Consider the following 25,526-nt stretch of genomic DNA (forward strand, 5'->3'; position numbering starts at 1 on the left):
GCCGGGGTCAGGGCCGCGCCGGGTCGCTTCCGACCCGCGCCAGGACAGTGCCTTGCCGGTCCTCCGGGCACCGAGACGGTCGTGTCAACCCAGGGTTGACGGTCAGGGGGTGTCAACCTACGGTTGACACATGACCTCACGACAGGAACCCACGTCATCCATCCGGCTCGACGACCTCATCGACGCCATCAAGAAGGTGCACCCGGAACCGCTCGACCAGCTTCAGGACGCGGTGATCGCGGCCGAGCACCTCGGGGACGTGGCCGACCACCTGATCGGCCACTTCGTCGACCAGGCCCGGCGCTCGGGCGCCTCCTGGACCGACATCGGCAGGAGCATGGGCGTGACCCGGCAGGCCGCGCAGAAGAGGTTCGTGCCGAAGGAGTCGACCGACCTCGACCCGAGCCAGGGCTTCAGCCGGTACACCCCCCGCGCGCGGAACGTGGTCATGGCCGCCCACAACGAGGCCAGGGCCGCCCACAGCCCCGAGGGTCTCCCCGTCCACCTGGTCCTCGGCCTGCTCGCCGAGCCGGAGGGCCTCGCCGCGAAGGCCCTCGCCGAGCAGGGTGCCTCCCCGGAGGCGGTGCGCGAGGCCGCGACGGCCGCGCTGCCGCCCGCCGCCGCAGAGGTGCCCGAGCTCGTCCCCTACGGCTCCGACGCCAAGAAGGTCCTGGAACTCACCTTCCGCGAGGCCCTCCGCCTCGGCCACAACTACATCGGCACCGAGCACATCCTGCTGGCCCTCCTGGAGTTCGAGAACGGCGAGGGCGTGCTGAACGGGCTCGGCATCGAGAAGGCGGGCGTCGAACAGTACGTCCAGAGGGTCCTGGCGGAGCTGCTGAAGACGCGGGAGCAGGAGTAACGGGCTGACGCCCCTCCGGCGGGTGCGGGCGGCGCGCCCCGGCCGGAGCAGCTGCCGTGCCGGCGCGAGGGCCCGGCCCGGCGCCGCGTGGACGGCGACGGGGGCGGGGCGGAGGCGAGGCGCAGGCGCAGGCGAGGGCGGGGCGCAGACGGGGGCGCGGGCGGGATCTTCGGACCGTGCCCGGTGGTGGGCGTCGGTGCTGGTGAGGGGGCGTTGTCAGTCCCCCCTGGCAGACTCGCAGCATGGCCGATCGGTGGGTGGTCGCTCCGGTCGAGGGCGGTGGTGCGGAGCTGGTCGCCCTCGGGAGTGACGGGCTGCCCGAGGGGCCGGTGGTGCGGGAGCCGGATCTGGTGGCGGCGGTGCGGGGGCGGCCCGGTGTCACACGGTGGGTCTGGCGTTCGACGGCCGAGGTGTATCCGCGTCTGCTCGCCGCGGGGGTGCGAGTCGAGCGGTGCTACGACGTCGAGGACGCCGAGACCCTCCTGCTCGGCCACGAGGGGCGGTACGGCGAGCCCCGTTCGGCCGCCGCCGCCCTGGCCCGGCTGCGCGGCGGGCCCGTGCCGCCGGACCCGCCGCAGCGCTCCGCCGCGCCCGGCGCGCAGTCCCCGCTGTTCGAACCGCAGGACGCGGGCCTGCCGCTCGCCGACCTCCTCGCCGTGTACGCGGAGCAGCAGCGGCGGCACGACCGGGCGGAGCACCCGGAGGGGATGCGGCTGCTGACGGCGGCCGAGTCGGCGGGGATGCTGGTGGCCGCCGAGATGAACCGGGCGGGGCTGCCGTGGAGCGCCGACGTGCATCGTGAGGTGCTGCACGACCTGCTGGGCGAGCGGTATGCCGGCGGGGGCGAGCCCCGGCGGCTGGCCGAGCTCGCCGACGAGGTGTCGGCCGCCTTCGGGCGCCGGGTGCGGCCCGACCTGCCCGCCGACGTGGTCAAGGCCTTCGCGCAGGCCGGGATCAGGATCAGGTCCACGCGGCGCTGGGAGATCGAGTCGATCGACCATCCGGCGGTGAAGCCGCTGGTCGAGTACAAGAAGCTGTACCGGATCTGGGTGGCCCACGGGTGGAGCTGGCTGCAGGACTGGGTGCGGGACGGCCGGTTCCGGCCCGAGTTCCTCGCGGGCGGGACGGTCACCGGGCGCTGGGTGACCAACGGCGGGGGCGCCCTGCAGATCCCCAAGGTGATCCGGCGGGCCGTGGTCGCCGACCCCGGTTGGCGGCTCGTCGTCGCCGACGCCGACCAGATGGAACCGCGGGTGCTCGCGGCGATCTCCCGCGATCCCGGGCTGATGGAGGTGGCGGGCCGCGAGAGCGACCTGTACCAGTCCGTCTCCGACCGCGCCTTCTCCGGCGACCGCGCCCAGGCCAAGCTCGCGGTGCTCGGCGCGGTGTACGGCCAGACCTCAGGCGACGGCCTGAAGAACCTCGCCGCGCTGCGCCGCCGCTTCCCGCGCGCGGTGGCCTACGTCGACGAGGCGGCCCGGGCCGGTGAGGAGGGGAGGCTGGTGCGCACCTGGCTGGGGCGGACCTGCCCGCCCGCGGTCGGCGCGGCCGACGGCACGACGGACGAGGCGGGCATCCCCTCGGGTGACGACGAGAGCGAGAGCCGGCCGTGGATGCCCGGGTACGCCTCCTCCGACGCCCGCGCCCGCGGCCGCTTCGCCCGCAACTTCGTCGTCCAGGGCAGCGCCGCCGACTGGGCCCTGCTGCTGCTCGCCGCGCTGCGCCGCACCTGCGCGGACCTCGCCGCCGAGCTGGTCTTCTTCCAGCACGACGAGGTGATCGTGCACTGCCCCGAGAAGGAGGCCGAGGCGGTCGTGGCCGCGATCCGGGAGGCGGCGGACCTGGCCGGACGGCTGACGTTCGGCGAGACACCGGTGCGGTTCCCGTTCACGACGGCCGTGGTGGAGTGCTATGCCGACGCCAAGTGACCGGCTCACCGTCAGCTCCCGTCGGCGAGCAGATCCCTGAGCTCCCGTACGACCGCTTCCTCGTCCGTGCCGTCCAGCGCGGCCAGCGCCCGCAGCCACTCCTCCCGCGCCCGCTCCGGGCGTCCGCCCGCGTGCAGCAGCAGGCCCTGCTCGTGCCGGGCCAGTCCGCCCGTGTAGCGGTCGGCGCGGGCGTCTGCGCGGCGCAGCAGCTCGGCGCACTCGCGGGCGGCGCGGTCGGTACGGCCCAGCAGGCGCAGGGCGCGGACCAGCCCGAGCCGGGTCTGGGACTCGCCGTGCCAGTCGCCGTGGCCGACGAGGATGCGCAGGCTCTTCTCGAAGTGGGGCACGGCGGCCGCCGGTTCGCCGAGGGTGAGGTGGGCGTACCCGATGTTGCAGTGCGCCGAGTGCTGGACGAGGACGGCGCCGATCTCCTCCCCGATCGCCAGCGAGCGCCGGTGCTGCTCGATGGCGGCGCGCGGATCGGTGTGCTCGTACAGGTTGCCGAGGTGGCTGTACGTCACCGCCTCGCCGTGCGGGTCCTCCAGCTGGCGGGAGTACTCCAGGCTCTGCCGCAGCGCGTGGCCGGACTCCTCGTACCGTCCGAGGCCCTCCAGCAGCAGCCCGCGGTTGTTCAGGCAGCGCCGGATCCAGGAGAGCCGGTCGAGCCGCCGCCAGATCGTCAGCGCCCGGTCGGTGAGGGCGAGGGCGTCCTTGTGCCGGCCGGTCAGGAAGTGCAGGCCCGCGAGGTCGCCCAGGGCGTACGCCTCGGCCGCCTCGTCGCCGAGCCGGCGCGCCACCCGCAGGGCGGTCCGCCCGAGCACCTCCATCTCGGCGACGCGGCCACTGCGCTGCAGGTAGGGGAAGAGGAGGCGCAGGAGGGTGGAGAGGAGGGGATCGTCCCCGTCCCCGGCTCCGCTCGTCCCGCCGGTCCGGGCGGAGGTCCGCTCCACGAGGGCGACGATGTTCTCCAGCTCCGCGTCGCACCAGGCGAAGGCCTCCGCCGGGTCGGCGAAGGGCGGTATGTCCGCCACCCGGGCCGTATGGTCGGGGGGTTGGGCGGCGGTCGGGTCGCGGCGGTCGTCCTGGTCGGGGCCGGGTTCGACGATGGCGGTGAGGGCGCGTTCGGCGACGGCGGCGTACCAGCTCAGCGCGGTCGAGCCCGTGTCGGCGGCGCCGTCGGCCTCGGCGAGCTCGCGGGCGAAGTCCCGTACGAGGTCGTGCGGGGTGTAGCGGCCGTACGCGGTCTCCTCCAGGAGGGCCACGTCGACGAGCCGGTCGAGGGCGGCCTCGGCGCGCCGCTCGTCGGTGCCGGTGAGCAGGGCGAGCAGCGGGGCGCCGTACGCGGGCAGGTCGAGGGCGCCGATGCGGCGCAGGGCGCGGGCGGCGTCCCGGTCGGCCTCGCGGTCGGAGGCGGCGAGCGCGTCGTGGGCGACGGCGAGGGAGCGGCGGACGCTCAGGTCGTCGTACTCCAGGTGGTGCAACCGTCCACCCGTGGCGGCCAGTTGGCGTGCCAGGACGTCCGGGGTGAGGGCGTGGCGGGCGGCGAGGCGGGCCGCGACGACGCGCAGTGCGAGCGGCAGGCGTCCGGTGAGGCCGACCAGGGGGTGGCCGGGGCCGAGGCCGTCCCGTCCGGAGACGGCGCGCAGCAGGGCCGCGCTGTCGTCGTCGGAGAGCGGCGCGAGCCGGAAGCGGTGGGCGCCGTCGAGGGCGGTGAGCGGGGAGCGGCTGGTGACGATCACCGCGCAGCCCGGCCCGGCCGGCAGCAGCGGACGCACCTGGGCGGCGGTGGCGGCGTCGTCGAGGACCAGCAGCGTGCGGGTCGGTGCCAGCAGGGTGCGCAGCAACGCGGCCGCCGTGTCCGGGTGGTCGGGGATGCGGCGGGGGTCGGTGCCGAGGTCGCGCAGGAGGGCGGCGAGGGCCTGGCCGGCGGCGAGGGGCGTCATGCCGGGGGTGGCGCCGTGCAGGTTGACGTAGAGCTGGCCGTCGGTGAAACGTTCCCTCAGCTGGTGGGCGACGTGCAGCGCGAGGGCGCTCTTGCCGACACCGGCCATCCCGCTGATGACGGCGACGGGGCCTGTCGGCGGCTCGGCGGCCAGGACGCGGCGGAGGCGGCGGAGGGATTCGGCGCGGCCGGTGAAGTGGGCCGGGGGTGGGGGCAGCTGGGCGGGGCGGGAAGAGGTCGCGGGCGAGGTGCAGGCCGTTGCGGCCGGGGCGGCGCCGGTCGCGTCGGTCGGGCCGGTCGCGTCGGTCGGGCCGGTCGTGCGGGTGGGGCCGGTCGGGCCGGACGGGTCGGTGGCGTCACCGTTCCGTGCCGCCTCGCCGGGCTCCGTGAGGCCGGGGGCGGGACGTTCCCCCGGTGCCGAGCCCCGCAGCACCTCCACATGGGCCTCCCGCACACCTGAGCCCGGTTCGATGCCCAGTTCCTCGACGAGATGGGCGCGCAGGTCGCGGTGGACGGCGAGGGCCTCGGCCTGACGGCCGGTGCGGTGCAGGGCGAGCATGAGCTGGCGGTGGTAGACCTCGCGCAGCGGGTGTTCGGCGGCCAGGGCCGCGAGCTCCGGGACGACACGGTCCAGGCGGGCGCCGCCGACGGCCAGTTCGGCGTCGTAGCGCCACTCCAGGAGGAGCAGGCGTGCCTCGTTCAGGCGCTGGGCGAAGGCGTAGCCGCCCAGTTCGGCGGGGAGGTCGCCGAGCGGCGTGCCTCGCCACAGGGCGAGGGCCGCCGCGCTCTCGCGCACGACGCGTTCCCAGTTGCGGGCGGCGTGCGCGCCCCGGGCGGCGGCCAGGTGGCGCTCGAAGACGTGGACGTCGAGTTCCCCGTGCTCGACCCGCAGCCGGTAGCCGGGCGGCACCGCCCGCAGCCGCCGTGGGTCGTCGAGCAGCCGGCGCAACCGGGTGACGTGGTTGTGCAGCGAGGCCTGCGCGGACGCCGGCGGCGCGCCGCCCCACAGCACCTCCTTGAGCGACTCGACGGGCACGACCCGGCCGGCGTCGAGCAGCAGCGCGGCCAGCAGGGCGCGTCCCTTGGGGCTGCGGATGGTCCGGTAGGGGCGATCGGGGTCGGGCGGGACGTCCGTGTCGGCTCCGGGACCGGAACGGGATGCGGTGGCGGCTGCGAACCGGGCCGCAGTTGCGGTTGCGGATGCAGCTGCGGCTCCGGACCGTGCTGGGGCCGCGGACATGCCCGCGGCTGCGGCATTGGCTGTGGCGTTGGCCGTGGCTTTCGGTTCGACGTCCGCCGCGGCGACGTACAGGACCGGCGGCCCCAGCAGTCCGAACCGCAGCCCGTACCGCCGCATCACGCCGACCTTCGCCCTTCCGCGCGCCCGTGTCCCTTCGTGTCCTCCCGCGTCCACCCGCGTACGCGCGGCGACTTCGGGCCGGATGACCAGCGACGACGCGGAGAACCGTTGGCCACATGTTAGCGATTTGTTGGTGTGACCTGATGTGATCACATCACGGATCTGGCCCGACGGCGCGCGCGTTTCACGCGCAACTCGGGGGAGTGTCGCCGCCGAGGTCGGGTCCGGGGCGCGTGTGGGCCCCGGTCGTCGGAGGTGAACGACCGGGGCTCGCGCCCGATGGTGACGCGCCGGGTCAGATGACCGGCGGCCTGCCGAGCCTGGTCAGTCGCCACACCGTGCGCCAGCGCATGGGCCGCCGCCGGCCCGCCGGCCTGCGCACGCCCTCCGCGAATCCGCCGAACCAGGCCTTGAGCCCGCCGAGCGAGCGCGTGCGCAGCAGCGTGACGGCGATCCACACGCCCAGGTGGACGGGGATGAGCGGCAGCGGCAGGTTGCGCCGGACCAGCCAGACGCGGTTGCGCGCGGTGACGCGGTAGTAGATGGCGTGCCGGGCGGGCGAGGTCTTGGGGTGCTGGAGCAGCAGTTCGGGCGCGTAGAGGATCTTCCAGCCGGCGTCCGTGGCGCGCCAGGCCAGGTCGGTCTCCTCGTGCGCGAAGAAGAACTCGGCGGGCCAGTCGCCGGTCTCCGCGAGCATGGCCATGCTGAGCGCGTGGCCGCCGCCCAGGAAGCCGGTGACGTATCCGCCCTGCATCGGGTCGGATGCGCCGACGCGCGGCACGTGCCGGCGCTGGGTCTCGCCGTTCTCGTCGGCGATGCGGAAGCCGACGATGCCCAGGCGCGGGTCGGCGGCGTACAGGTCGCGGAGCCGGCGGAACACGTCGGCGTCGACCAGCAGCCCGTCGTCGTCCAGGTCCACGACGACATCGACGTCGCCGTACTCGCGGAGGCGGGCGAGGGCGACGTTGCGGCCGCCGGGACAGCCGAGGTTCTCGTCGGTCTCGATGACGGTGACCTCGCCGGGCAGGGAGAGCCGGCGGGCGAACTCGGGCAGCCGGCAGCCGTTGCCGACGATCACGATGCGGGCGGGCGGGAGGTCCTGTTTGGCCACGGACTCCAGCAGGGCGTCGACCTCGGCGGGACGGTTGCCCATCGTCACGACGGCAACGGCGATCCTCGGCTCCACCACGTCCCTCACTCCATCCGGCCCTCGACGGCGACCGCGGCCCGTCCCCGCGGCGCCCGTCGTTCACCTAGATGTTGCCTCACGTCGGGAGGTTGCCCGGGCGCCCCATCACACGGTGCCGGGTTTGCGACGGTTTTCCGCGCGTCGCGGCCACGGCGGTCAGGCGGTGATCACACCGCACGCACCCTCCGGAGGAAAGTGGAGGACATCCGGGCATACCTGGAGGGGGCGCCGGTGCGGGTGCTCGGCTGAGGGGGATGGGTCCGGCCGGTCGGCCGAACAGCGCGTGTCGGCGGCGCGTCAGGAACACTCGTCGGCGAAGAGGTCTTCCGCGATGGTGGCGCGCACGGCGCGCTCGGACCAGGCGGTGAGCCGGTCGAGGTCGGTGCAGGCCTCGACGCGGGCGCGGACGGTATCCGGCACCGGAATGCCGCGCCACTCGAGGATGCGCAGGGTCATCTCGGCCCGCTCCGCGATGCGCCCCTCTTCCCGGCCTTGTTCCCGTACCTCTTGGGCGAGCGGGTGGCGCCAGAAGTACTGCATCGTCGTCATCATGTCCCTCCACATCTGCCGGGCCTCCGTCCGAGGCGATCAACGAATTACGCCGCCTGGAGTTCGCACCACACCAGCTTGCCGCGACGCCCCATCCGGGACAGCGGCTGCCAGCCCCATACGTCGGCGCAGGCCCGTACGAGGGCGAAGCCGCGCCCGCTCTCGGCGTCGGCCAGCGCCTCCAACCTGCCCGGGGGCTCGGGCGGTTCGGGGTCCGCGTCCCAGGCGCCGATCCGCAGGACGCCGTCGCGGTGGCGGACGCGGAGGCAGGCGGGGCCCTTGGTGTGCAGTACGGCGTTGGAGATCAGCTCGGAGGCCAGCAGCTCGGCGGTGTCGGCCAGGTGGGCCAGGTCGTGGAGGGTGAGGATGAGGCGGAGGGTGCGGCGGGAGACGGTGACGGCTCTGGGGTCGGTGGGGATGTAGAGGGAGTACTCCCAGGGTTCGGGCATGGCTGAACTCCATCCGGTGGAAGTGTGGTTGAGGGAACGGTGGCAGTGCCGCAGCCGTCGTGGCAGGACGGAGCGGTGCGCTTCCGCAGCGTGAATGTCGCGTCACCGACGGTAGGGTCACAATTTGGGACGTCGCAAGTCGTTGCGTAATCTGCTCCCCGAACGAGTCAAGGAGGAACTCTTGGTGCGTAGAGCGCTGGTGACCGCACGTCAGGCGCGACTGGGCGCCGAGTTGCGGAAACTGCGCGAGGCCGCCGGACTCAAGGGGCGGGAGGCCGCCGCGCTGCTCGGCACGGACTCAGCGCAGGTGAGCCAGATCGAGTTCGGCACGGCAGGTGTCAGCGAGGCGCGCGTGCGGCAGCTCGCGGCTCACTACTCCTGCACGGACACCGAGCTGATCGATGCCCTGGTGGCCATGGCGACGGATCGGACGAGTGGCTGGTGGGAAGAGTACCGAGGGCTGCTGCCCTCGCCGTTTCTGGACCTCGCAGAGTTGGAGCACCACACAACCTACCGGCACGATGTCGAGTTTCTGCACGTCCCAGGGCTTTTCCAGACGGAGGACTACGCGCGGGCCGTCTTCTCCTACCGCGTCCCCGCGCTACCGGCCGACGACCTGGAGTTGCGGGTGAGACACCGTATGGCGCGCAAGGCGATCATCACGGGGCCCTCGCCCATCCCGTACACAGCCGTGATCCACGAAGCGGCCCTGCGCATCCGGGTCGGTGACCGCGCCGCGATGCGGGCTCAGCTCGGCCGCATCCTCGAACACTCGCGTGAGGAGCACGTCACCGTGCGGGTCATCCCCTTCGACCTGGACGGGTTCGCCGGCGCCACGAGCGCGATGATGTACGCGGGTGGTGCCGTACCCAAGCTGGACACAGTGGTGCGCGACGCACCCCAGGGAGCGGGTTTCATCGATTCCGAGGCACAGCTCGGCGCCTTTCGAACGCTCTTCCGTAAGGTGGAGTCGGCATCACTCGGACCCGAGCAATCGGGAGACTTCATCCACAGGTTGGCGAAGGAGCTGTGAGAGTCACCATGACGACCCTCGACAACTGGCAGAAGTCGTCCTTCTCCGGCAGTGGGGACGGCAACAACTGCCTCGAACTCGCCGCCACCCCCACCACCCTCCACCTCCGCGAAAGCGACACCCCGGCCACGGTCCTCACAACCACCCCCGCCGCCGTCGCCCACCTGCTGGCCGGCATACGCGTCGACACCCCGAGCTGAGCCACGCATCCCACCTCACGAACGTGAATCGTTCGACGTGACCTCGACGCCCTCCTACCCTTCGTCCTCGATGTACAGGACAGCTTGCGCCGTACGGAGATGAAGGACGTCATCCAGTCCCACGCCACGCGCCGCACCCCGGCAGCAACCAGCCCCGTCACGGCTTCAATCGTCCGAGCACCAGCTCGCGGGAACGGTGAATCTCCTCGCTCGCGATATCGGCCAGTTCCTCGTCTGCGGCGGCCCGCTCCAGGGCATCGAGTGAGCGGGCGTCCGGCCAGTTCGCGAGATCGATCACGGCCTCGTACCGGAGGTCCAGGTCCTGTGACACGTCGAGCAAAATCTCCGAGAGCCGCTGCGCACGACCGTCCCATGGAAGGTCAACGGTCTCAGCCAGTCCCTCCCGAAAGACCAGAGGTGGCCGGTAACCGTGCGCTTCGATGTAATGCAGAACCATCATCGGCGCGGAGTAGGACTCGCCGTTCCCCAGGTAGTACCTGAATTCTCCGTTGCCCTCGAACGCCGATTCCTCGGGACAGAACTCGCATTCATGGACTCCGAGCATCACGCTGCCCAAGCGCTGTGACGTAGCCCTCAGCCGGGCGAGTTCAGCGGTCGTCACAGGAGGTTCTCCATCGCCCTGCACCCCGTGCTCGCGCCCCAGCCACCCAATGCAGCGGAGGGGCAGAGGAAAAGGGGCGTACTCATACGGTGACAGATCGAGGTACTCCACGGACACTCCCTCGTGATCACGCCCCGGGGGGTGCCACCGAAGTGACACCCCCCGAAACCTGGCAGCTCAGTACAGTGATCCTATTCCGGACACGAGAGCGTCATCTCCTGAGGCTCCGGCAGGCGGCCCAGTGCGTTCTGCCCATGTTCGGTTGCAGCAGGTCACTCAGCAGCGTCCGCTCCTCCACGACGGTCGACCCGTCTCGGAAGGTGAAGCCCCTGCCGAGCGGCGCCAGAGTGTAGTTCGGGATGACGTCGCCGGGGCCGAACACCTCCAACGGTTCCATCCTGGGTCCTCCCGGACCGGAGATCCTCAATCCCATCTGCGCGGAGATCGTTCGTCCGTGCTCCCCGTAGAAGGCGATGGACGTGCCTTCAGGAACCGTGAATGTGCCATTCGCGCCGTCGAACGACCCATGACCGTGGAAGACAGTCTCCCCGTCCGGACGGTACGACATGTTCGTACGTGTCGCGCCGCCTGAGGTCCCCTGACCGGAGTCCGACAGTGTGGCGTCTTCACTGTGATCACCCTTGCCGGACCCACCGTCGCCGCCCGAGTCCTCCTTGCCCGACCCGTTGCGTGAGCCGCCGGACTTGTTCTCGGCCTTGCCGCCGCCCTTCGTGCCCTTGGTCTGGGCCTGGGTGCGGGCCTTGACCTGGACCGGGTTGCCTCTGGCGCCCTTGGAGCCGGTGTGGGCCTTCTTCTTGGCTGCCTCGGCTGCCGCCTTGGCCGCCGCGCGTGCCTTGCGTTTGGCCTCGGCGGCAGCCGCCTCCGCGGCCTTCTTCGCCTTGATCAGCGCCGCCTTGGCCGCCTTCGCGGCCTTGATGCCGGCCTCGGCCGCCCGCTTCGCCGCGCGGAACGCCTTCACCGCGCCCAGGGTCGCCTTGAAGGCCCCCCACATCTTCTTGCCCTTGGAGAAGACGGCGGTCCACGGGATGGCGTCCATCAGGAGGCTGCCACAGGCCCACAGGTCGCCCTGGGAGAAGCAGCCGACGACGTCGTTCCAGCCGATGAACTCCTTGAACACGGCCCAGCCGGTCGCGAGGATCACGTCACCGATGGAGCGGTTCAGGGTCTTCTGGTACTCGGCGATCTTCTTGTCCAGCGCGGCGATCGAGGCGTCGAAGCTGGAGGCCGAAGACGTCAGACCGCTCGGGTCCGCGTGCGTCACCGGGTTGTTGTTGGCGTACGAGTAGCCGTTCGCCTGGAGCGGGTCGCTGTCGTCCAGGACCGGGTCCGCCGAGATGAAGCGGCCGGTTCCGGGGTCGTACTCGCGGGCGCCCAGGTGGGTCAGACCCGTCTCGGCGTCGTCGTCACCCGTGTGGAAGCCGGTGTGCGAGCGCGGACCCAGGTTCGTGGCGCGGTCCTCACCCCACGGGTCCTTCTTCGCCACCCGGACGGCCATCCCGCCTTCCAGGCGGACCTCCGCCACCGGGGTGCCGTTGAGGTCGGTCGCCTGGGCGAACACCTGCTCGTTCGTGCCGGTCGAGCTCAGCTCGCGGTAGCGGGTGACCGACGGTCCGCCGATGCCCTCGTAGCTGCGCTCCGCGTAGCGGACCTTGCCCGTGAGGCTCATCGAGACCTTGGTGTCGGGCAGGTTCAGCACCGCGCCGTTCGGCGTGCGCTCCAGCAGACGGTTGCCCATGGCGTCGTAGACGTACGTCGTCTTCGCGGAGGGCTTCCACAGCTGGGTGGCGACGGTCGAGTTGCAGGCGGCGAGGGTCAGGTCGGTGCTGACCGTGGCGGTGGGCACCGACAGGCACAGGGTGGACTTGACGTGCTGGATCTGGCCGGTGGGCAGCGTCTTCCAGGTCTGCAGCTCCGAGGCGGTGTTGCAGGTCTGGATGAGGACGGCCGAGCCGGCGGCGGTGCTGGTGGGCTCGGCGCAGCGGCCCGCCACCTTGAACTGTCCGACGCCCGCGCTGTCGACCGTGCCGTTGTTGTCGGCGTCGGTGCCCTGGATGCTGAGGTTCTGCGCCTTGCTGCCGTTGCACGCCCAGACCTGCAGGGCGGTGCCCGGAGTCGTGTTCGAGCTGCTCAGGTCGATGCACAGTTCGTTCGCGCCGACCCAGGCCCCGGAACCGTCCGCGCCGAAGCCGGTGACGGACTCGACCTTGCCGTCCCAGGTCCACGTCAGGGTCTGGGCCGTGTCACCGCCGGTGGAGCGGGTCTCCAGCTCGCCCGCGGCGTCATAGGTCTGCGCCGAACGCGTCGTGACCGTCAGGTTCGACCCGGTCGCCGTCGTGGTGGTCGAGGTCGTCGTGTACGAGGTCAGCGTGTGCGGCTGGTCGTTCTTCGCCGTTTCGCTGGTGCCGTACTTGTAGTCGGTGACGACGTCGCCCTTGGTGTCGCGCACCCCGGAGGTGAAGGTCGGGTCGGCCTTGTGCGCCGTCTTCTTGACGCGGTTGCCGAGGACGTCGTAGTCGTACGACTGCCAGTAACCGGAGTTGTTGGAGGAGACGTTGACCTTGCCGTCGGAGTAGACCGGCTCGGCCGTGGTCTTGCCCGTGGCGACGCAGGCGCCGCCGCCCGGCGTCGTCCACGCCTCCTTCAGCTGGCCCAGCACGTCGTACTTGAAGCACTGCTGGTCGGTGGCCGCGCCCGTCTTGTCCTTGACGGACAGGACGTTGCCCGACGGGTCGTACGCGTAGGAGCGGGTGCTCACATAGTGGTCGGGGACGAGGGCCTGGTCGGTCGCGTCCTCCCGGACGAGCCTGCTGGTGAGGAGCTCACCGGTCGACTCGTTGAAGGTGTTCTCCTGCCACAGGCGGTGGCCCTGCTCGCCGACGGTGGAGCGGAGCACCTGGCCGTAGGGCGAGTAGGCGACCTCGGAGGTGTACCAGTCCTGGCCGGAGACCGAGGTCGGCAGGCCGGCCTGGTTGTACCGGGTGATCACGGCCTCGGCGCTGAGGCCGCCGGCCGCCGGGGTGGTGTACTTCTCCAGCTGGCCGTCGTCGTTGTAGTCGTACGTGTAGGTGTACTGGGTGGCGAAACCGTCGGCGGTCAGGCCCGCGGTGGAGCCCGGCGGCAGGGCCGTGGTCATCGCCGTGGGCTGGTAGTCGGCCGTGTAGCCGGCGATGGAGGTGGTGTACGCCTTGCCGTCGGTGTAGCGGGTGGCCGAGGAGAGCTGCCCCTTGCCGCCGGTCGCGGCGTCGTACACGTACGACTGGGCGAGGACGGCGGTGGTCGAGCCCTTCGGCGTGACCTTGACCTGCTCGACGCGGTTCAGACGCTCGTAGGTGTACGAGACGGTCTGGCCCCGGGCGTCGGTCGCCTTGTCCACGCGGCCGAACGCGTCGTAGTCGGTGTGCGTGGCACCGGTGTCCGGGTCGGTGGTGTCCGTGACCCGGCCCAGCGCGTCGTACTTCCACGTGCGGGTGTTGCCGACGTCGTCGGTGCTGGTCACCATGTCGCCGCGGAGGTCGTACGCGTAGGTCGTGCTGATCGCGCCGACCTCGGTGAGCGAGGTGTCGCTGAAGGTGTCCTGGCGGACCGTGCGGCCCAGCGCGTCCGTCCACACCCGGCTGGCGGGCGTGCCCTTCGGCTGGCGGACGACCGTGTAGTCGAGGCCGTACTCGTAGCGGGTCCGGCGGTCGGTGCTGACGTGCGCCACCGTGCCGTCGCTCTTGTAGTACGTCTCACCGGTCTGCGCGAAGGAGCTGTGCACCGGCGTGACCGTGAGCACGCGGCCCAGGCCGTCGTACGTGTACGAGGTGGCGTTGGGGACCAGCGACTCGGAGGCGGGGACGACCAGCTCGGTGTCCGGGTCGCCCTCCATGTAGTAGGCGTTGCGGGTGTAGCGCACCTGGCCGGCGGCGTTGTGCAGGGTGTCGGTGATCAGGCGGCCGCCGCCGACGGCCGGGGTCTGGCTCTGCCGCTCGCGGCCCAGGCCGTCGTAGATCGTGGTGGAGCTTTCGTACACGCCGTCGCCGGCGGCCGTGCTCGGGTTCTCCGACAGCGACTGGGTGACCACGGACACCGGCTTCTCCGGGTCCGTGTTGTACGCGTACTTGACCGTCGGGTCGTCCGTGGCCGACTGGGTCGCGTCCCAGGCGGCGACGGCGCGGCCGAGCGGGTCGTAGTCGTACGTCGTGACGCGGCCGTTGGCGTCGGTCCCCTTGATGGTGGTGCCGCGGCCCGGCTCGACAGTGGTGGTCTCGGTGAAGCCGGTCTCCGCGCCGTCCACCACCTTGCTGCCGGTGACGGTCTTGATCTCGTAGACCTGACCGCTGTTCGGGGTGTACGTCGTGGTGTTGACCACGCCCGTCGGGTCGGTGACCTTGACGACGCGGCCGAGCGAGTCGTACTCGGTGCGCGACTCGGGGTTGGTCGTCTCCCAGCCGGTGCCGGCGCCGGTCGGCGCCTCCGTCCTGGTCACCAGGCCCTTGGTGGGTGCGGCGGTGTGCGAGGTGGCGCCGTCGTAGTACATGCGCGAGGCGCTGACCAGGGTCGAGCCCGTCGAGCTGGACAGGTCGGTGGTGCAGGCGCTCGTGCCGGTGGTGGTGACGGTCCGGGCGACCAGGCCGACGAGGTGGTTGGTGCCCGACGTGTTGTGCACGTACGAGGTGGCGGTGCACGACTCGTCGCCGGTGGCGGCCACGTCACCGTACTCGCGGACCACGGTCGGCAGACCGTAGGTGGCGTCGTAGTCGGTCTCCGTGGTCACCGTGCGCAGGGTCGCGCCGTCGGCGCCCTTGCCGGAGGCCTTGGTGATGGTCGAGGTCCTGCCGAGCGTGACGCGCTCGGAGACGACGTCCGGGCCGTCGGTGCGGTTGCGGGTGGCCAGGCGGACCGGGTCGTCGGGGATGTTGACGGTGCGGGATATCCAGCCGGTGGCCGTGTCGGCGCTGGTGCCGGGGTAGGTCAGCGACTCGGCGACCATGCCGGCGTACGCCTTGCGGTCGGTCTTGAGGGTCGCGCCGGTGATGTCGGTCGTCACGACGGAGCGCTTGACGTCGTCGGACGCCGTCCCCGGGGTGTCGTCGGCGAGGACGTCGTCGCTCATGCCGCGGAAGTAGCGGGTGACCGACTTGGAGGCGACACTGCCGCCCACCGCGTCCGTGGTGCCGGTCGTCGTGGTGACGGTCGGGAAGCCGCGGAAGTCGTCCCAGGTGCGCTTCTTCGGACGGGAGAACTCCGCCTGGTTCTTGGCCCACAGCGCGCCGTCGACGGCATCGCTGTCGGTGGAGTACTCGTACGTCGTCACGATGTCCTGCGCGTCGGCGAGACGCGGGAACTCGGTGATCTTCTCGACGACGTACTTGTGGAACCAGGAGATGCGCTTGTCCTCCAGCTCACCGTCGGCGTGCCAGTACGCCGGGTAGCAGAGGGAGTGGTTCTTGTCGATGACCGGGCGCTCGGCACCGGTGAGGCACTTGCCCTCGGGTGCCTTGTAGTCGACGTGCGTGCGGCCGCCGTACTCGGAGACGACGTCCTGGATGCGCAGCCGCGCGAACAGCGGGCTCGTGTCGGAGGCGCTGGTCTTGACGCGGTTGGGCAGCGCCGACTCGTTGTGACCGAAGGAGATCGGGTTGAGGCGGTCGGTGGAACCGTCCACCGCGTAACCGGTGCGGGTGATGGACTCCAGCCACAGGGCGGTGTACTCGCCCGTCAGGTTCCACGGGAAGGACTGCTTCAGGGTCCAGGAGTCCACCTTCGACAGCAGCGTCGTGGTGACCGAGTCACCGTCCACACCGCAGGCGTTGCGCTGGCCCGTCTCGTTGCCGTCGGCGTCCGAGCTGTACTCGGTCAGCCGCACGCCCTGCTCGCGCTGGGTGCACGCGTCGACCGAGGCCAGGCGCTTGCGCGACCAGAAGGTCGGGGCGTACGTGGTGCACTTCTTGCCGCTCACGCAGGCGAGGTCGGCGGGGGTGTCGAACCAGGGTCGGGTGCGGTCGGACTGCTTGGAGTCGAAGTTCGCGTTCGAGCAGGCGACGTTGAGGGCGGGGTCGTCGAAGCAGCGCTCCTTGGCGTTGAACTTCATCCGGCCGAGGGGTTCTTCGGAGAAGAGGGCGCCGGCCCGCTGCCCGTAGTCGATGTGGGTGAGGTAGCCGCCCCGGTCGTAGGCGACCGCGCTCGCTTCCTTCATGTTCCGCGCGTACGCGTTCTTCTCCTTCTCCCACCACAGCGTCATCGCGTTGCCGGTGGTGTCGACGACGTAGTCGAGCTGGAAGCGCCAGCCCTGGTCACAGAAGGAGTCCTTGAACTCGGTCTTGTAGCAGGGGTCGCTGTCGTGGTTGCCGGCGACCGGCACCGTCAGCACCGAGTTGGTCTCGTCCTTGCCGGACGACCAGCCGGGCAGCCGGTTGAGGCCGAAGTAGTACTGGGTTCCGTCGTCGGTGGTGACGCGCCAGAACTCGCCGTTGTTGTCACCGTTGTTGGAGCTGTACGTGACGTCACTGCCGACGACGCTCTTGTAGTCGGCCTCGGTCAGCAGCTCGACCCGCATGTTCTCGCCGCGGGCGCCCTTCCACTCCTTGGTGGTGTCGTCACGCACCAGCTCGGTGGTGGTCCCGTTGAGGGAGAGCACGGCGTTGTGCGAGCCCCAGCACTGGTCGCCGGTGAAGTGGCCCTTGTTGTTGGCGTTGGCCGTGTCGGCCGCGCAGCCCACGAAGGTGCGGGTGATGGTGCCGGGGTTGTAGTCCCAGCCCTCGCCGACCCAGGAGACCTGGTTGTTGGTGGAGGACGTCCGTCCGTCCGAGGTCTGCGAGCTGTAGCTGAGGGTGACGTTGGGGGTCGGGCCCGAGGGGACCTGCGGTCCGGCCATCGTGTACGAGTACGTGAAGGCGCCGGAGGAACCGCCGGCCGTCCAGGAACCCGCCGAGACGATGGGGCTGGCGCCGAAGTCGCCGCCGGCGCCGGCGCCGTAGGAGCTGCCGACGAGCAGTCCGCCGCCGGAGGAGTCGGCGATCTGCTGTACGGCGTCGGCCGCACGGCCACCGCGCCAGACCGCCGAACTCACCGTGGAGTCGTTCCCGGTGCTCGCGGCGGTGTTGGCGGTCGCGGTGGACGCGGTGCCGGAGACCGTCTGCAGGGCGGCGGTGTCCAGCGTGACGTTGACCAGGGTCTCCGGGACCTTCGCGGTGGCGTCCGTGGACTCCGTGACCTCGTCGGTCGCGCTGTCCTCACCGGGGTCCGCCTCGGAGCCCGAGGAGTCACCGGCGTCCAGCGGCACGGTGACGGTGCTACCGGTGCGCTCGACGTCGGTGGTCACCGGGATGCCCGTGGAGCACTCCTCCACCTCGGGGGTGGTGGCGTAGCAGGACGGCATGAGGGTGAAGGAGAGCCGGTCCAGCCACTGGGCGCTGTAGGCCTCGGCGAGCTTGGTGGCGTCGATGGAGAGGACCGCGTCACCGGTGGCGGTGTCCGGCGCGTCGACGGCGAGCATGAAGCCCTGGGCGCCGTTGGCGACGGCCTGGTCCTCGGGTGCGGCGGCGATGGACCACTGGCCCTCGAGGGCGTCGACCTGCTCGGCCGTCGCGCCCTCGGGCGCGCCGACGCCGATGCTCAGGGTGCCGTCGGCCGACGCGGCGACCTCGGTGGTGCTGCCCGCGGCGAGGTTGTCGACGGCCTTGGTGCCGGTGGCCTCGGGGACCTCGGCGACCGCGGCCGGCGTGTACGCCTTCTCCGGCTCGGTCGAGGCCTCGCCGTAGAGCTCCTCGAGCTTGTCGGTCTTGTCGCCGTCGACCGGGACGGCGTCCGTCTCCTGCAGGTCGGCGAGGTCGACCGCCGTGCGGGGGTCGCTGGGGCCGAAGGCCATCGCGCTCGGCAGGAGGGTGACATTGAGGGCAAGGACCAGGCCGGCCACGACGCCGACTCGCGTTCTGCGACGGACCAGGCGCTCCCGCGGCGTTCTCGCCAGCGAACCCCTGCCGCACCAAGACAACACCCCACGCACGGCCAATCGACCCTTCCCGAGTCACAAACCATCAGAGACGCTCAGACCGATGGCACATGGTGATCAAGTGATGATCAACGACTTACAACTGGGCACGAAATAAAGGCCTTGTGAAGATCCCCGTCAAGTTGTGCCCGATCCGTGTGAGTTATGTCACTACTCAAAAACGAACAAAGACCGGCAAAAAATTGAACCCGGGGCTCTTTACCGGGACTTGCCGCTCGGCGGCCGGCCGACGGGTGTTGATCTCGCCATGACGAGCTGTTCATACTCCAACCGCCCAATCCGGCGCGTCGCGCGCTCATCACGGCTTGTCACCAGGCCCGAGGGCACCCCGGAAGAGCCATGCCGCAGCGGTACCGCCGCACCGCGGCCCAGCCTGTTGGAGAAGGGCCCGTGAGCGACCTCGACAGCGCCACCGGAGCAAGCGCACCGGCGGCGACACCTGAAGCAAGTCCCCCCGGCAGACGCCGGCTTCGGCGCTCGATGGCCGCCGCCGTCGCGCTGGCGGTGCTGGCCGGCGGCGCGGCCGTACTCGCGCTCCGGGACGACACACCGGCCTCCTCCGACACCAAGGCCAAGCGCGCCGCGCAGCCGGTCGACGAGGACGAGGCCCAGCTCCGAGCACGCAAGAGCGGCAAGCAGGTCGAAGTCGCCACGCTGACCGACGAGTTCACCACCACGTACGCCAACCCCGACGGAACGTTCACGTACACGTCCTCCGTCGCTCCCCTGCGCGCGAAGAACGCCGAGGGAGAATGGGCGCCGATCGACACCACGCTGAAGCGGAAAGGCAAGGGCTGGCACACCGTCAACAGCCCCTATCCCGTGACCTTCGCGGTCGGTGACCCGGACCGCGCCCCGGCCGGCAAGGCGGCGGCACGCACCTCCGGCAGCGTCCGGTCGGCCGTCTTCCGCACCGGCGGCCAGAGCGGCACCGCCGAGCAGGTCGACGACGCGGCGTCCTGGACGCCGCTGCTGACCATGACCGCCGACGGCAACGAGATCCGGATGGACTGGCCGGGCACGCTGCCCGAACCGGTCGTCGAGGACAACCGCGCGCTGTACGAGGGCGTCCTGCCCGGCGTGGACCTGATGCTGTCCGCGCGCGACACCGGCTACACCCACGTCCTGGTCGTGCACACGCCCGAGGCCGCCGCGAAGCTCGCCGCCGACCCGCCGCGCTACCGCGTCACCTCGCCCACCCTCTCCTTCACCCTCGACCCCGCCACCGACGTGCTGATGGCCAAGGACAGCACGGGCACCGAGGTCGCCGTCTCCCCCACCCCGTTCCTGTGGGACTCCGCGGGCACGCACGACACGGACGCCGCGGCGGCCGACCCGGAGGCCGCGACCGGTACCAACGAGGACCCGGAGGTCGTGGAGGAGGGCCCCGCGCGCGAGGACACCGACGGCACCGACGACCCGGTCCCGAACGAGAACCCGGACGCGCCGCGGACCACGGAGCCGGGCGCCGAACCCGCCGCCTACGGCGTGCCCGCCGCCGCCACCGACACCCTCGCCCTGCCCGCCGTCAACGGCCCCGGCGAGGGCGGCCACGCGACCACGGCCGCCGCCGCCTTCCAGGACGGCGTGCTCACCATCACGCCGCCCGGCACCTACCTCGCGGAGACCGAGGGCCTGACCTACCCGCTGTTCCTCGACCCGTCCACGACCGGCATCCGCGCCAACTGGACCACGGTCTACAAGCGGTACCCGAACTCCAGCTTCTACGACGGCGCGAACTACAACGAGGACACCAAGGAAGCCCGCGTCGGCTTCGAGAGCCAGACCTGGGGCACCGCCCGCTCGTTCTTCCGCATGCAGCTGAAGAACTCCATCAAGGGCGCGGACGTCTCCAGCAGCACCCTGAAGGTCCTGGAGACCCACTCCTGGTCGTGCAGCAAGCGCACGGTCCAACTGTGGCGCACGGACAGCTTCAGCTCCAAGACCACCTGGAACCGCCAGCCCGGCTGGAAGCGGAAGATCACCTCCAAGTCGTTCGCCTACGGCTGGAAGTCCAACAGCTCCTGCCCGGACGCCTACGTCAACTTCACCATCACCTCCCTGGCCCAGGAGGCCGCCGACAACGGCTGGACCAGCTTCAACCTCGGCCTGGTGGCCTCCACCGCGACCTCCGCGCCGACGACGTCCTCCAGCAGCCTGGAGACGGACGCCTACTCCTGGAAGAAGTTCCAGGCCGAGGGCGGCGGCTCCCCGACGCTGAGCATCACCTACAACCGCAGGCCGAACACCCCGACGTCCGTCACCATGAGCCCCGGCTCCTGCGACACCAGCGCGTCCCCGTACATCAAGATCGGCAAGGCCGACACCATCACCATCAGCGGCAAGGCCACCGACCCGGACAGCGACCTGACCAAGCTGGAGTTCCAGCTCTGGCAGACGGGCAAGCAGGACACCACGACGAGGACCCTCACCAAGGCCGTGGACGACGGCGAGGTCGGCGGCATCTCGATCAGGTCGTACCTGACCACCGGCATCACCTACTCATGGCGGGTACGCGCCTGGGACGCCAAGGTCAGCAGCGGCTGGGCACCCACCGGCGGTGACGGCGTGTGCCGCTTCACCTACGACACCGACCTGCCCGACTCCCCCGCCCCGGTCGTCTCGACGGAGTTCCCCGGTGACGACGACGGGGACAGCGAGCCCGACGTCTGGTCGCTCAAGCCCTTCGGCAACTCCGGCAACTTCACCTTCGCGGTCGGCTCCTCCACCGAGACCGACATCGTGAAGTTCGTCTACTCGATCAACTCCACCAGCTACGCCGGCTGGGCCTGCTCCGGATCGCAGGGCAGCACGGGCGGCCTCACCAAGTCCTGCACCACGGCCATCAAGACGGCCACCATCACCGGCATCCAGCCACCCGCCGCCGGCCCCAACACCCTGTACGTGAAGTCCGTCGACGCGGCCGGCAACATCTCGCCCAACCCGCGCAAGTACTTCTTCTACGTCAAGCCACGCTCGACCGCGGACGGCCCCGGCGACCTGAACGGCGACGGCTCCGCCGACCTCGCCCACGTCACCGCCGCCGGCAACCTGTGGATCGACTCCGTGTCGCAGGACGGGGCCTGGATGTCCAGCGCCTTCGGCACGCACGACAAGGGCACCCTGATCAAGGACGGCGGCACCGCCCCGCACATCTGGGACGGCACCAGCACGTACGCCCTGGTCACCCACAACGGCGACTTCGCCCCCGGCGACGGCGTCACCGACTGGGTCGTCCGCACCCCCGACGGCCGCCTGTTCGTCTACCCCGGCGACGGCTACGGCGCCATCGACGTCAGCAAGCGCGTCGAGGTGCGCCTCCCCGCCAACGCGCCCGCCCCCTCCACCTTCTCGGAGATCAAGTCGGCGGGCGACATCACCGGCGACGGCCAGCCCGAGCTCTTCGCGGCCGCCGGAGTCAACGGCGCCGAGCTGTGGGTCTTCAGCGGCTACACCGGCGGGTCGTTCAGCGAGGCCACGCAGATGACGACGACCTCCTGGGCCGACGCCGACCGTGACTTCGTGGCCATCGCCGACTACAACGGCGACGGCGCCGCCGACATGACGTACCGCACCGCCGCCGGCAACATCATCCTGCGCAAGGGGATCCTCGAGAGCGACGGCACGGGCACGGTCCTCAAGAGCCTGGGCCAGTCGGGCTGGAGCCTGGACGGCGACGACACGTACGTCTCCGCCACCTTCACCCGCGCCGCCTACCCGCTGATCTACGGCAGCCCCGACCCCACGGGCGACGGCATCCCCGACATCTGGGCGACCAACGCCGCCGGAGCCCTCCTCCGCTACGACGGCGGCGCCACCAGCCTCGGCTCGGCGACCACGCTGAGGTCGAGCGGATACGACACGGTCAAGCAACTGGGCTGACCACAGGCGCACCCGCGCCCGTCGTGCCAGACGGCTCCGCTCCTGCCCGGTCGGGTGGGGGCGGAGCCGTTTTCCGTGGGACGGGGCGCGGGTGTCGGGGGGTGACACGTGGTGACTCGGGGTGGCTCCCGGGGAGGGGGCGGGTGCGACCTCAGCTCTGTGCCGTGGAAATGGCGGCGCCCCTCTCGTCGACGAACGCTTTGGACGCGGTACGGACGTTCTCCAGCACCGCTTGTCCCCTTTGATCGACCATGCGCGTGAAGATCTCCTGCGACACTCCGAGCAGAACCGCCCAGGCGATGATCTGCCCGGTGTTGTCCAGGTCGGAAAGCCCGGGGACGATGTTCCCGCGAATGAGCAGGAGCCCCACCACGGCACAGACGGCTCCCGCGGGAAGTTTCAGCAACAGCAGTGTGCCGGGAACCGAGTAGGGCAGCGTGGTCCCCTGAATGTGGCGGAGCGCGAGCGTACCGACCAGTGCGGCGCCGGCGAGACCGACCATCTCCACGATCGCCACGTCCTCCCTTTTCGGCTCGCTGCCGACGGGGCACGCGGGCCCGGTCCTCGGATCGTCGAAGCACATGGCGAGCGTCGACGGGCTGATCGCACCCCACACCGCCAGGGCGAGGGCGATGACGAACATGCCGATGACGGCCAGGAGTACGCAGTTGCGGAACGAGCGGACTTTCGCCCGTTCGATCTCCTCCGCTCCATGGGCCGCCTGCATCGCGACGACCGCGGCCTCCCGAAATTCGACGAGGAGTTTTCCCTCGGTGCCCGTCAGCTGCCGTTCGAAGACCTCCCGGCGCGGATCCTGCAGTCCCAGATGCTGTCTCACCGCGGCGAGGACCACCGGCCCCTGCCAGGTGAGGCAGTCGGAAGGCGTCAGGCGTAGGACGTCCACTTCCGCCTTGTGCAGGTTCGAGAACACCCGATCGACATCCGAGCCGTACCAACCGGCTTTCAGACTGGGCCTGCTCTTCGCGGCGCGCTCGGCATCGAGCAGATGCTCCCGGGCCGCCGCCAGGTCCTCGCTCCCGAGGCCGCCGTCCGCCTTCTCCAGTCGGTTCAGCTGGGACCTGAGTTCACCGATCCGCGCCAGCGCGCGCTCACGCCAGGACGGCCTGCCCCGTTCTCGTTTCACCTTGTCGACCGGGGCGACCAAGGCGAGGGCCGGTCGGTCACCGCCCACTGCCACCGGAAGTCCGCCGGCGTCAGATCCTCCTGGCACGTCGTGCCCGAGGACTTTGAAGTCCCCTCGGTGCAAGGCGAACTGGAGCTCGTCGTAGGACAGCGCAAGGGCCCGCTCGGGAGTCGCCCCGACCACCCGTGCACTGTCGTGCACGGCACCCTCGAAGATCTCCCGTCGCCTCTCCAGCAACCACCGGGGAGGAGGGGAGATTTTCTGTTCCCACGGGTGCCAGCACCACAACGACAGGGCGAATTCGGCGTCCACCGGCAGGACCGGACGCCTTTTCAGAGACGCCCTCTTGCTCGCCAGCGCGAAACAGCCGGCCAGCACGTCCTGGAGGGACTCACCAGGGGAAAGCCTCGGCTCGACAAGCGAGGCGAAGGATCGGGAAATGGCCGCGTCAAAGGGCGCACCGGGAAGCTCGTCCACTATCGCCACCCCTCCGGTCATTCCCATGCTCACAGGGACCGCCCGTGATCGCATCCACGGCGGGGGCACCACGGAACTCCCCGGCTCGGCCCCTGCACGTCGGCCCCGTAGGTCCCGGACTCGGACGTCCCGCCGTCTCGAAGGCGGGCACCGGCAGGCCGCCCGGTGTCGTCCGGTGGCCGACGGACCGCAGGCCGGCCGGTGCACCGCCGCCCGGGAACAGGCGCCGGCCCCGGCCCACCACGACACGGCGGCGAACCGGAGCGCGTCCGCCTCTCCGAGCCAGGTGCCGACGATCCGCTCGGATTCCTCACTCCGTCGGCGCGAACCCGAGGAACCGGTTCAGCCGAGCCAGGCGAGTGGGTCTTCCTCGTCCTCCCCGGATGCCCGGACCGTCGTAAAGGTGAGAGGGACTCCCAGATCTGCGAGAGCCACAAGGACGTCCGGCGAGAGGGAGAGTCCCGAGCCTGACTCGGCAACGCCTGACACATCGACCTTCACCGAGGTTCCCGCCTTCTTCAGCGCGTCGAGCGCCGGCTTGCGGGGGCCGAGGAATCCGACAAGTTCTGCGGCCTGTTCGTCGGCGCTCTTCGAGTGCCGCTCGTCAACGGTGAGCGTGACCCAGCCGGGGCCGGAATAGACGCCCACGCCCTCGGACGAAGAGAACTCTGCACTGTCGGCGAGTTGCAACTCGGCAATCAGGGAAGCAGAATCCACCGTCTTACCTGACACAACCAGAGACGTGCTCAGGTCACCCCAAGGCTTCAATTCCGCCACAGGTTCCATTTCCATGACCGCTCTCTCAGCGTTCGTTCATATTGGCTGCGACCCTGAGCGGGAATCCCAGGAGTGCGATGCGCTTGATTTCTTCCGACCGAAGAGCAAGAGTGGATTCGTTTCCGGAGAATCCGAACAGGCTGACGGTCACCGCATATCCCCGTCCGGCCAGTTGCCTGAGCTCCGTCCGCTTCCGTTCCACGACGGAAAGGATATTGTCCAACTGTTCGTGGAAGTCCCGGCTGGTGTGCTCGTCGCAGCTGATCCTCCACTGTCCGTCGATCTCGCCAGGCCGGTCCCATTTACTGGGTCCCGGATCGCGCACACCAGTGGGCTCAATACCAAGAAAGGGTGTGATCTCTTCGGGGCGGAGATCTCTTCCCTTGATGACGAGCGACACGTCCGTCAACACCCAGTGACGCTCTTCCGTCACATCCATGCATAACTCCTCACAGGTCAGGTCATCCTACTTGATCTCGCGGCAGGCCGCCCAGTGAACATTTCCCATACCGGACTCCAGCAGCTCCCCCAGCTGCGTCCTCCGGCCAACAGTCGTCGAATTCTCGAACACACTGAAACCACCGCCGCCCGACGAAACGGGAGGCGCCAGCGTATAGTTTGGAATTCGGTCGCCCGCATGGAATGTCTCCGAATACCCGCCCGGGTAGACGCCGCGCTCGACGGTCAGGCCGTTGAGGCCGGGAAGCTGGTCGCCGTGTTGCACGTAGAAAGAAATCGACGTGCCCTCCGGAACCACGATCTCACCGGCTCCGGATTCGAGGTAGCCATGCCCCGCGAAGACTTTCTCGCCGTCCGGGCGGCCACCGGCAAGCACACGGTCCGCATAGTAATGGCCATCAGTGTCCGGCCATTTCTTGTTCACTATCTGCGGGTTGGAGTCACGCAGTGCCTGCATGACGTCGGCACGCTCGGGCATCGGGTCACCGGAACCCCTGGCGGCCTGACGCTCGAGGCCCTCCCGCGCTCCGCGTTGCGCCGCCGACTCCAGTCCCTCCTTGAGGCCGGTGCGCAGGGCGGTGCGTCCGAGTCCGGCGCCCTTGGTGCCGATGAGTTCGGGGAGGAGGCGGCCGAGGAATT

General features: G+C 70.5%; 15 protein-coding genes. 5 read left to right on the forward strand and 10 right to left on the reverse strand.

Annotated elements, in window-relative coordinates; translation table 11 throughout:
* Positions 1-130: 130 nt before the first annotated feature.
* Together ACIBBD_RS35860 and ACIBBD_RS35865 are read left to right on the forward strand one after the other, a co-directional pair.
* Positions 131-862, forward strand: a complete 732-nt coding sequence (locus tag ACIBBD_RS35860; protein ID WP_399423813.1) for a Clp protease N-terminal domain-containing protein — start codon at positions 131-133, stop codon at positions 860-862.
* Between the two features lie 242 nt (positions 863-1,104).
* The gene (locus ACIBBD_RS35865; RefSeq protein ID WP_399423816.1) at positions 1,105-2,790 is read left to right on the forward strand and encodes a bifunctional 3'-5' exonuclease/DNA polymerase; all 1,686 of its coding nucleotides are present in this window, start codon (positions 1,105-1,107) and stop codon (positions 2,788-2,790) included.
* 11 nt (positions 2,791-2,801) lie between these two features.
* Here the strand turns inward: ACIBBD_RS35865 and ACIBBD_RS35870 are convergent, their stop codons facing one another.
* From ACIBBD_RS35870 to ACIBBD_RS35885, 4 genes are all read right to left on the reverse strand, one after another.
* The gene (locus tag ACIBBD_RS35870) at positions 2,802-6,089 is read right to left on the reverse strand and encodes a BTAD domain-containing putative transcriptional regulator (RefSeq protein WP_399423817.1); all 3,288 of its coding nucleotides are present in this window, start codon (positions 6,087-6,089) and stop codon (positions 2,802-2,804) included.
* Positions 6,090-6,387: 298 nt separating this feature from the next.
* Positions 6,388-7,281 carry a glycosyltransferase family 2 protein gene (locus ACIBBD_RS35875; protein WP_399423818.1) on the reverse strand — a complete coding sequence of 298 codons (894 nt, stop codon included), beginning with the start codon at positions 7,279-7,281 and terminating at the stop codon, positions 6,388-6,390.
* A 297-nt stretch (positions 7,282-7,578) separates the two neighbouring features.
* Positions 7,579-7,830 carry a hypothetical protein gene (locus ACIBBD_RS35880; protein WP_399423820.1) on the reverse strand — a complete coding sequence of 84 codons (252 nt, stop codon included), beginning with the start codon at positions 7,828-7,830 and terminating at the stop codon, positions 7,579-7,581.
* 47 nt (positions 7,831-7,877) lie between these two features.
* A complete protein-coding gene (locus ACIBBD_RS35885; protein WP_399423821.1) occupies positions 7,878-8,279 on the reverse strand; it encodes an ATP-binding protein in 402 nt (133 codons plus the stop codon).
* Positions 8,280-8,460: 181 nt separating this feature from the next.
* Here ACIBBD_RS35885 and ACIBBD_RS35890 point away from each other — a divergent pair, with 181 nt between their 5' ends.
* Positions 8,461-9,312 carry a helix-turn-helix domain-containing protein gene (locus ACIBBD_RS35890; RefSeq protein WP_399423842.1) on the forward strand — a complete coding sequence of 284 codons (852 nt, stop codon included), beginning with the start codon at positions 8,461-8,463 and terminating at the stop codon, positions 9,310-9,312.
* An 8-nt stretch (positions 9,313-9,320) separates the two neighbouring features.
* Positions 9,321-9,512, forward strand: a complete 192-nt coding sequence (locus ACIBBD_RS35895) for a DUF397 domain-containing protein (protein WP_399423822.1) — start codon at positions 9,321-9,323, stop codon at positions 9,510-9,512.
* A 157-nt stretch (positions 9,513-9,669) separates the two neighbouring features.
* On the opposite strand, the gene ACIBBD_RS35900 is transcribed toward ACIBBD_RS35895, so the two are convergent.
* Both ACIBBD_RS35900 and ACIBBD_RS35905 read right to left on the reverse strand, forming a co-directional pair.
* Positions 9,670-10,245 carry a hypothetical protein gene (locus ACIBBD_RS35900; protein ID WP_399423824.1) on the reverse strand — a complete coding sequence of 192 codons (576 nt, stop codon included), beginning with the start codon at positions 10,243-10,245 and terminating at the stop codon, positions 9,670-9,672.
* Positions 10,246-10,345: 100 nt separating this feature from the next.
* Entirely contained in the window at positions 10,346-18,052 is a 7,707-nt protein-coding gene (locus tag ACIBBD_RS35905) for a putative adhesin (protein ID WP_399423826.1), read from the reverse strand.
* A 576-nt stretch (positions 18,053-18,628) separates the two neighbouring features.
* Here ACIBBD_RS35905 and ACIBBD_RS35910 point away from each other — a divergent pair.
* The gene (locus ACIBBD_RS35910) at positions 18,629-22,030 is read left to right on the forward strand and encodes an FG-GAP-like repeat-containing protein (protein ID WP_399423827.1); all 3,402 of its coding nucleotides are present in this window, start codon (positions 18,629-18,631) and stop codon (positions 22,028-22,030) included.
* 151 nt (positions 22,031-22,181) lie between these two features.
* Here ACIBBD_RS35910 and ACIBBD_RS35915 read toward each other — a convergent pair whose 3' ends face one another.
* The 4 genes from ACIBBD_RS35915 to ACIBBD_RS35930 form a co-directional block, all read right to left on the reverse strand.
* Positions 22,182-23,651 carry a hypothetical protein gene (locus ACIBBD_RS35915; RefSeq protein WP_399423828.1) on the reverse strand — a complete coding sequence of 490 codons (1,470 nt, stop codon included), beginning with the start codon at positions 23,649-23,651 and terminating at the stop codon, positions 22,182-22,184.
* Positions 23,652-23,993: 342 nt separating this feature from the next.
* On the reverse strand, positions 23,994-24,443 hold the full coding sequence (locus ACIBBD_RS35920; RefSeq protein WP_399423830.1) for a hypothetical protein: 450 nt from the start codon (positions 24,441-24,443) through the stop codon (positions 23,994-23,996).
* 10 nt (positions 24,444-24,453) lie between these two features.
* Positions 24,454-24,867: a DUF4279 domain-containing protein gene (locus tag ACIBBD_RS35925; protein ID WP_399423831.1), complete on the reverse strand. Its 414-nt coding sequence runs from the start codon at positions 24,865-24,867 to the stop codon at positions 24,454-24,456.
* A gap of 27 nt (positions 24,868-24,894) precedes the next feature.
* Positions 24,895-25,526 (reverse strand): putative adhesin (locus tag ACIBBD_RS35930; RefSeq protein WP_399423832.1); only part of this gene is annotated, 632 nt, incomplete at its 5' end.

The sequence above is a fragment of the Streptomyces sp. NPDC051315 genome, assembly GCF_044455165.1.
Lineage (GTDB): Bacteria > Actinomycetota > Actinomycetes > Streptomycetales > Streptomycetaceae > Streptomyces.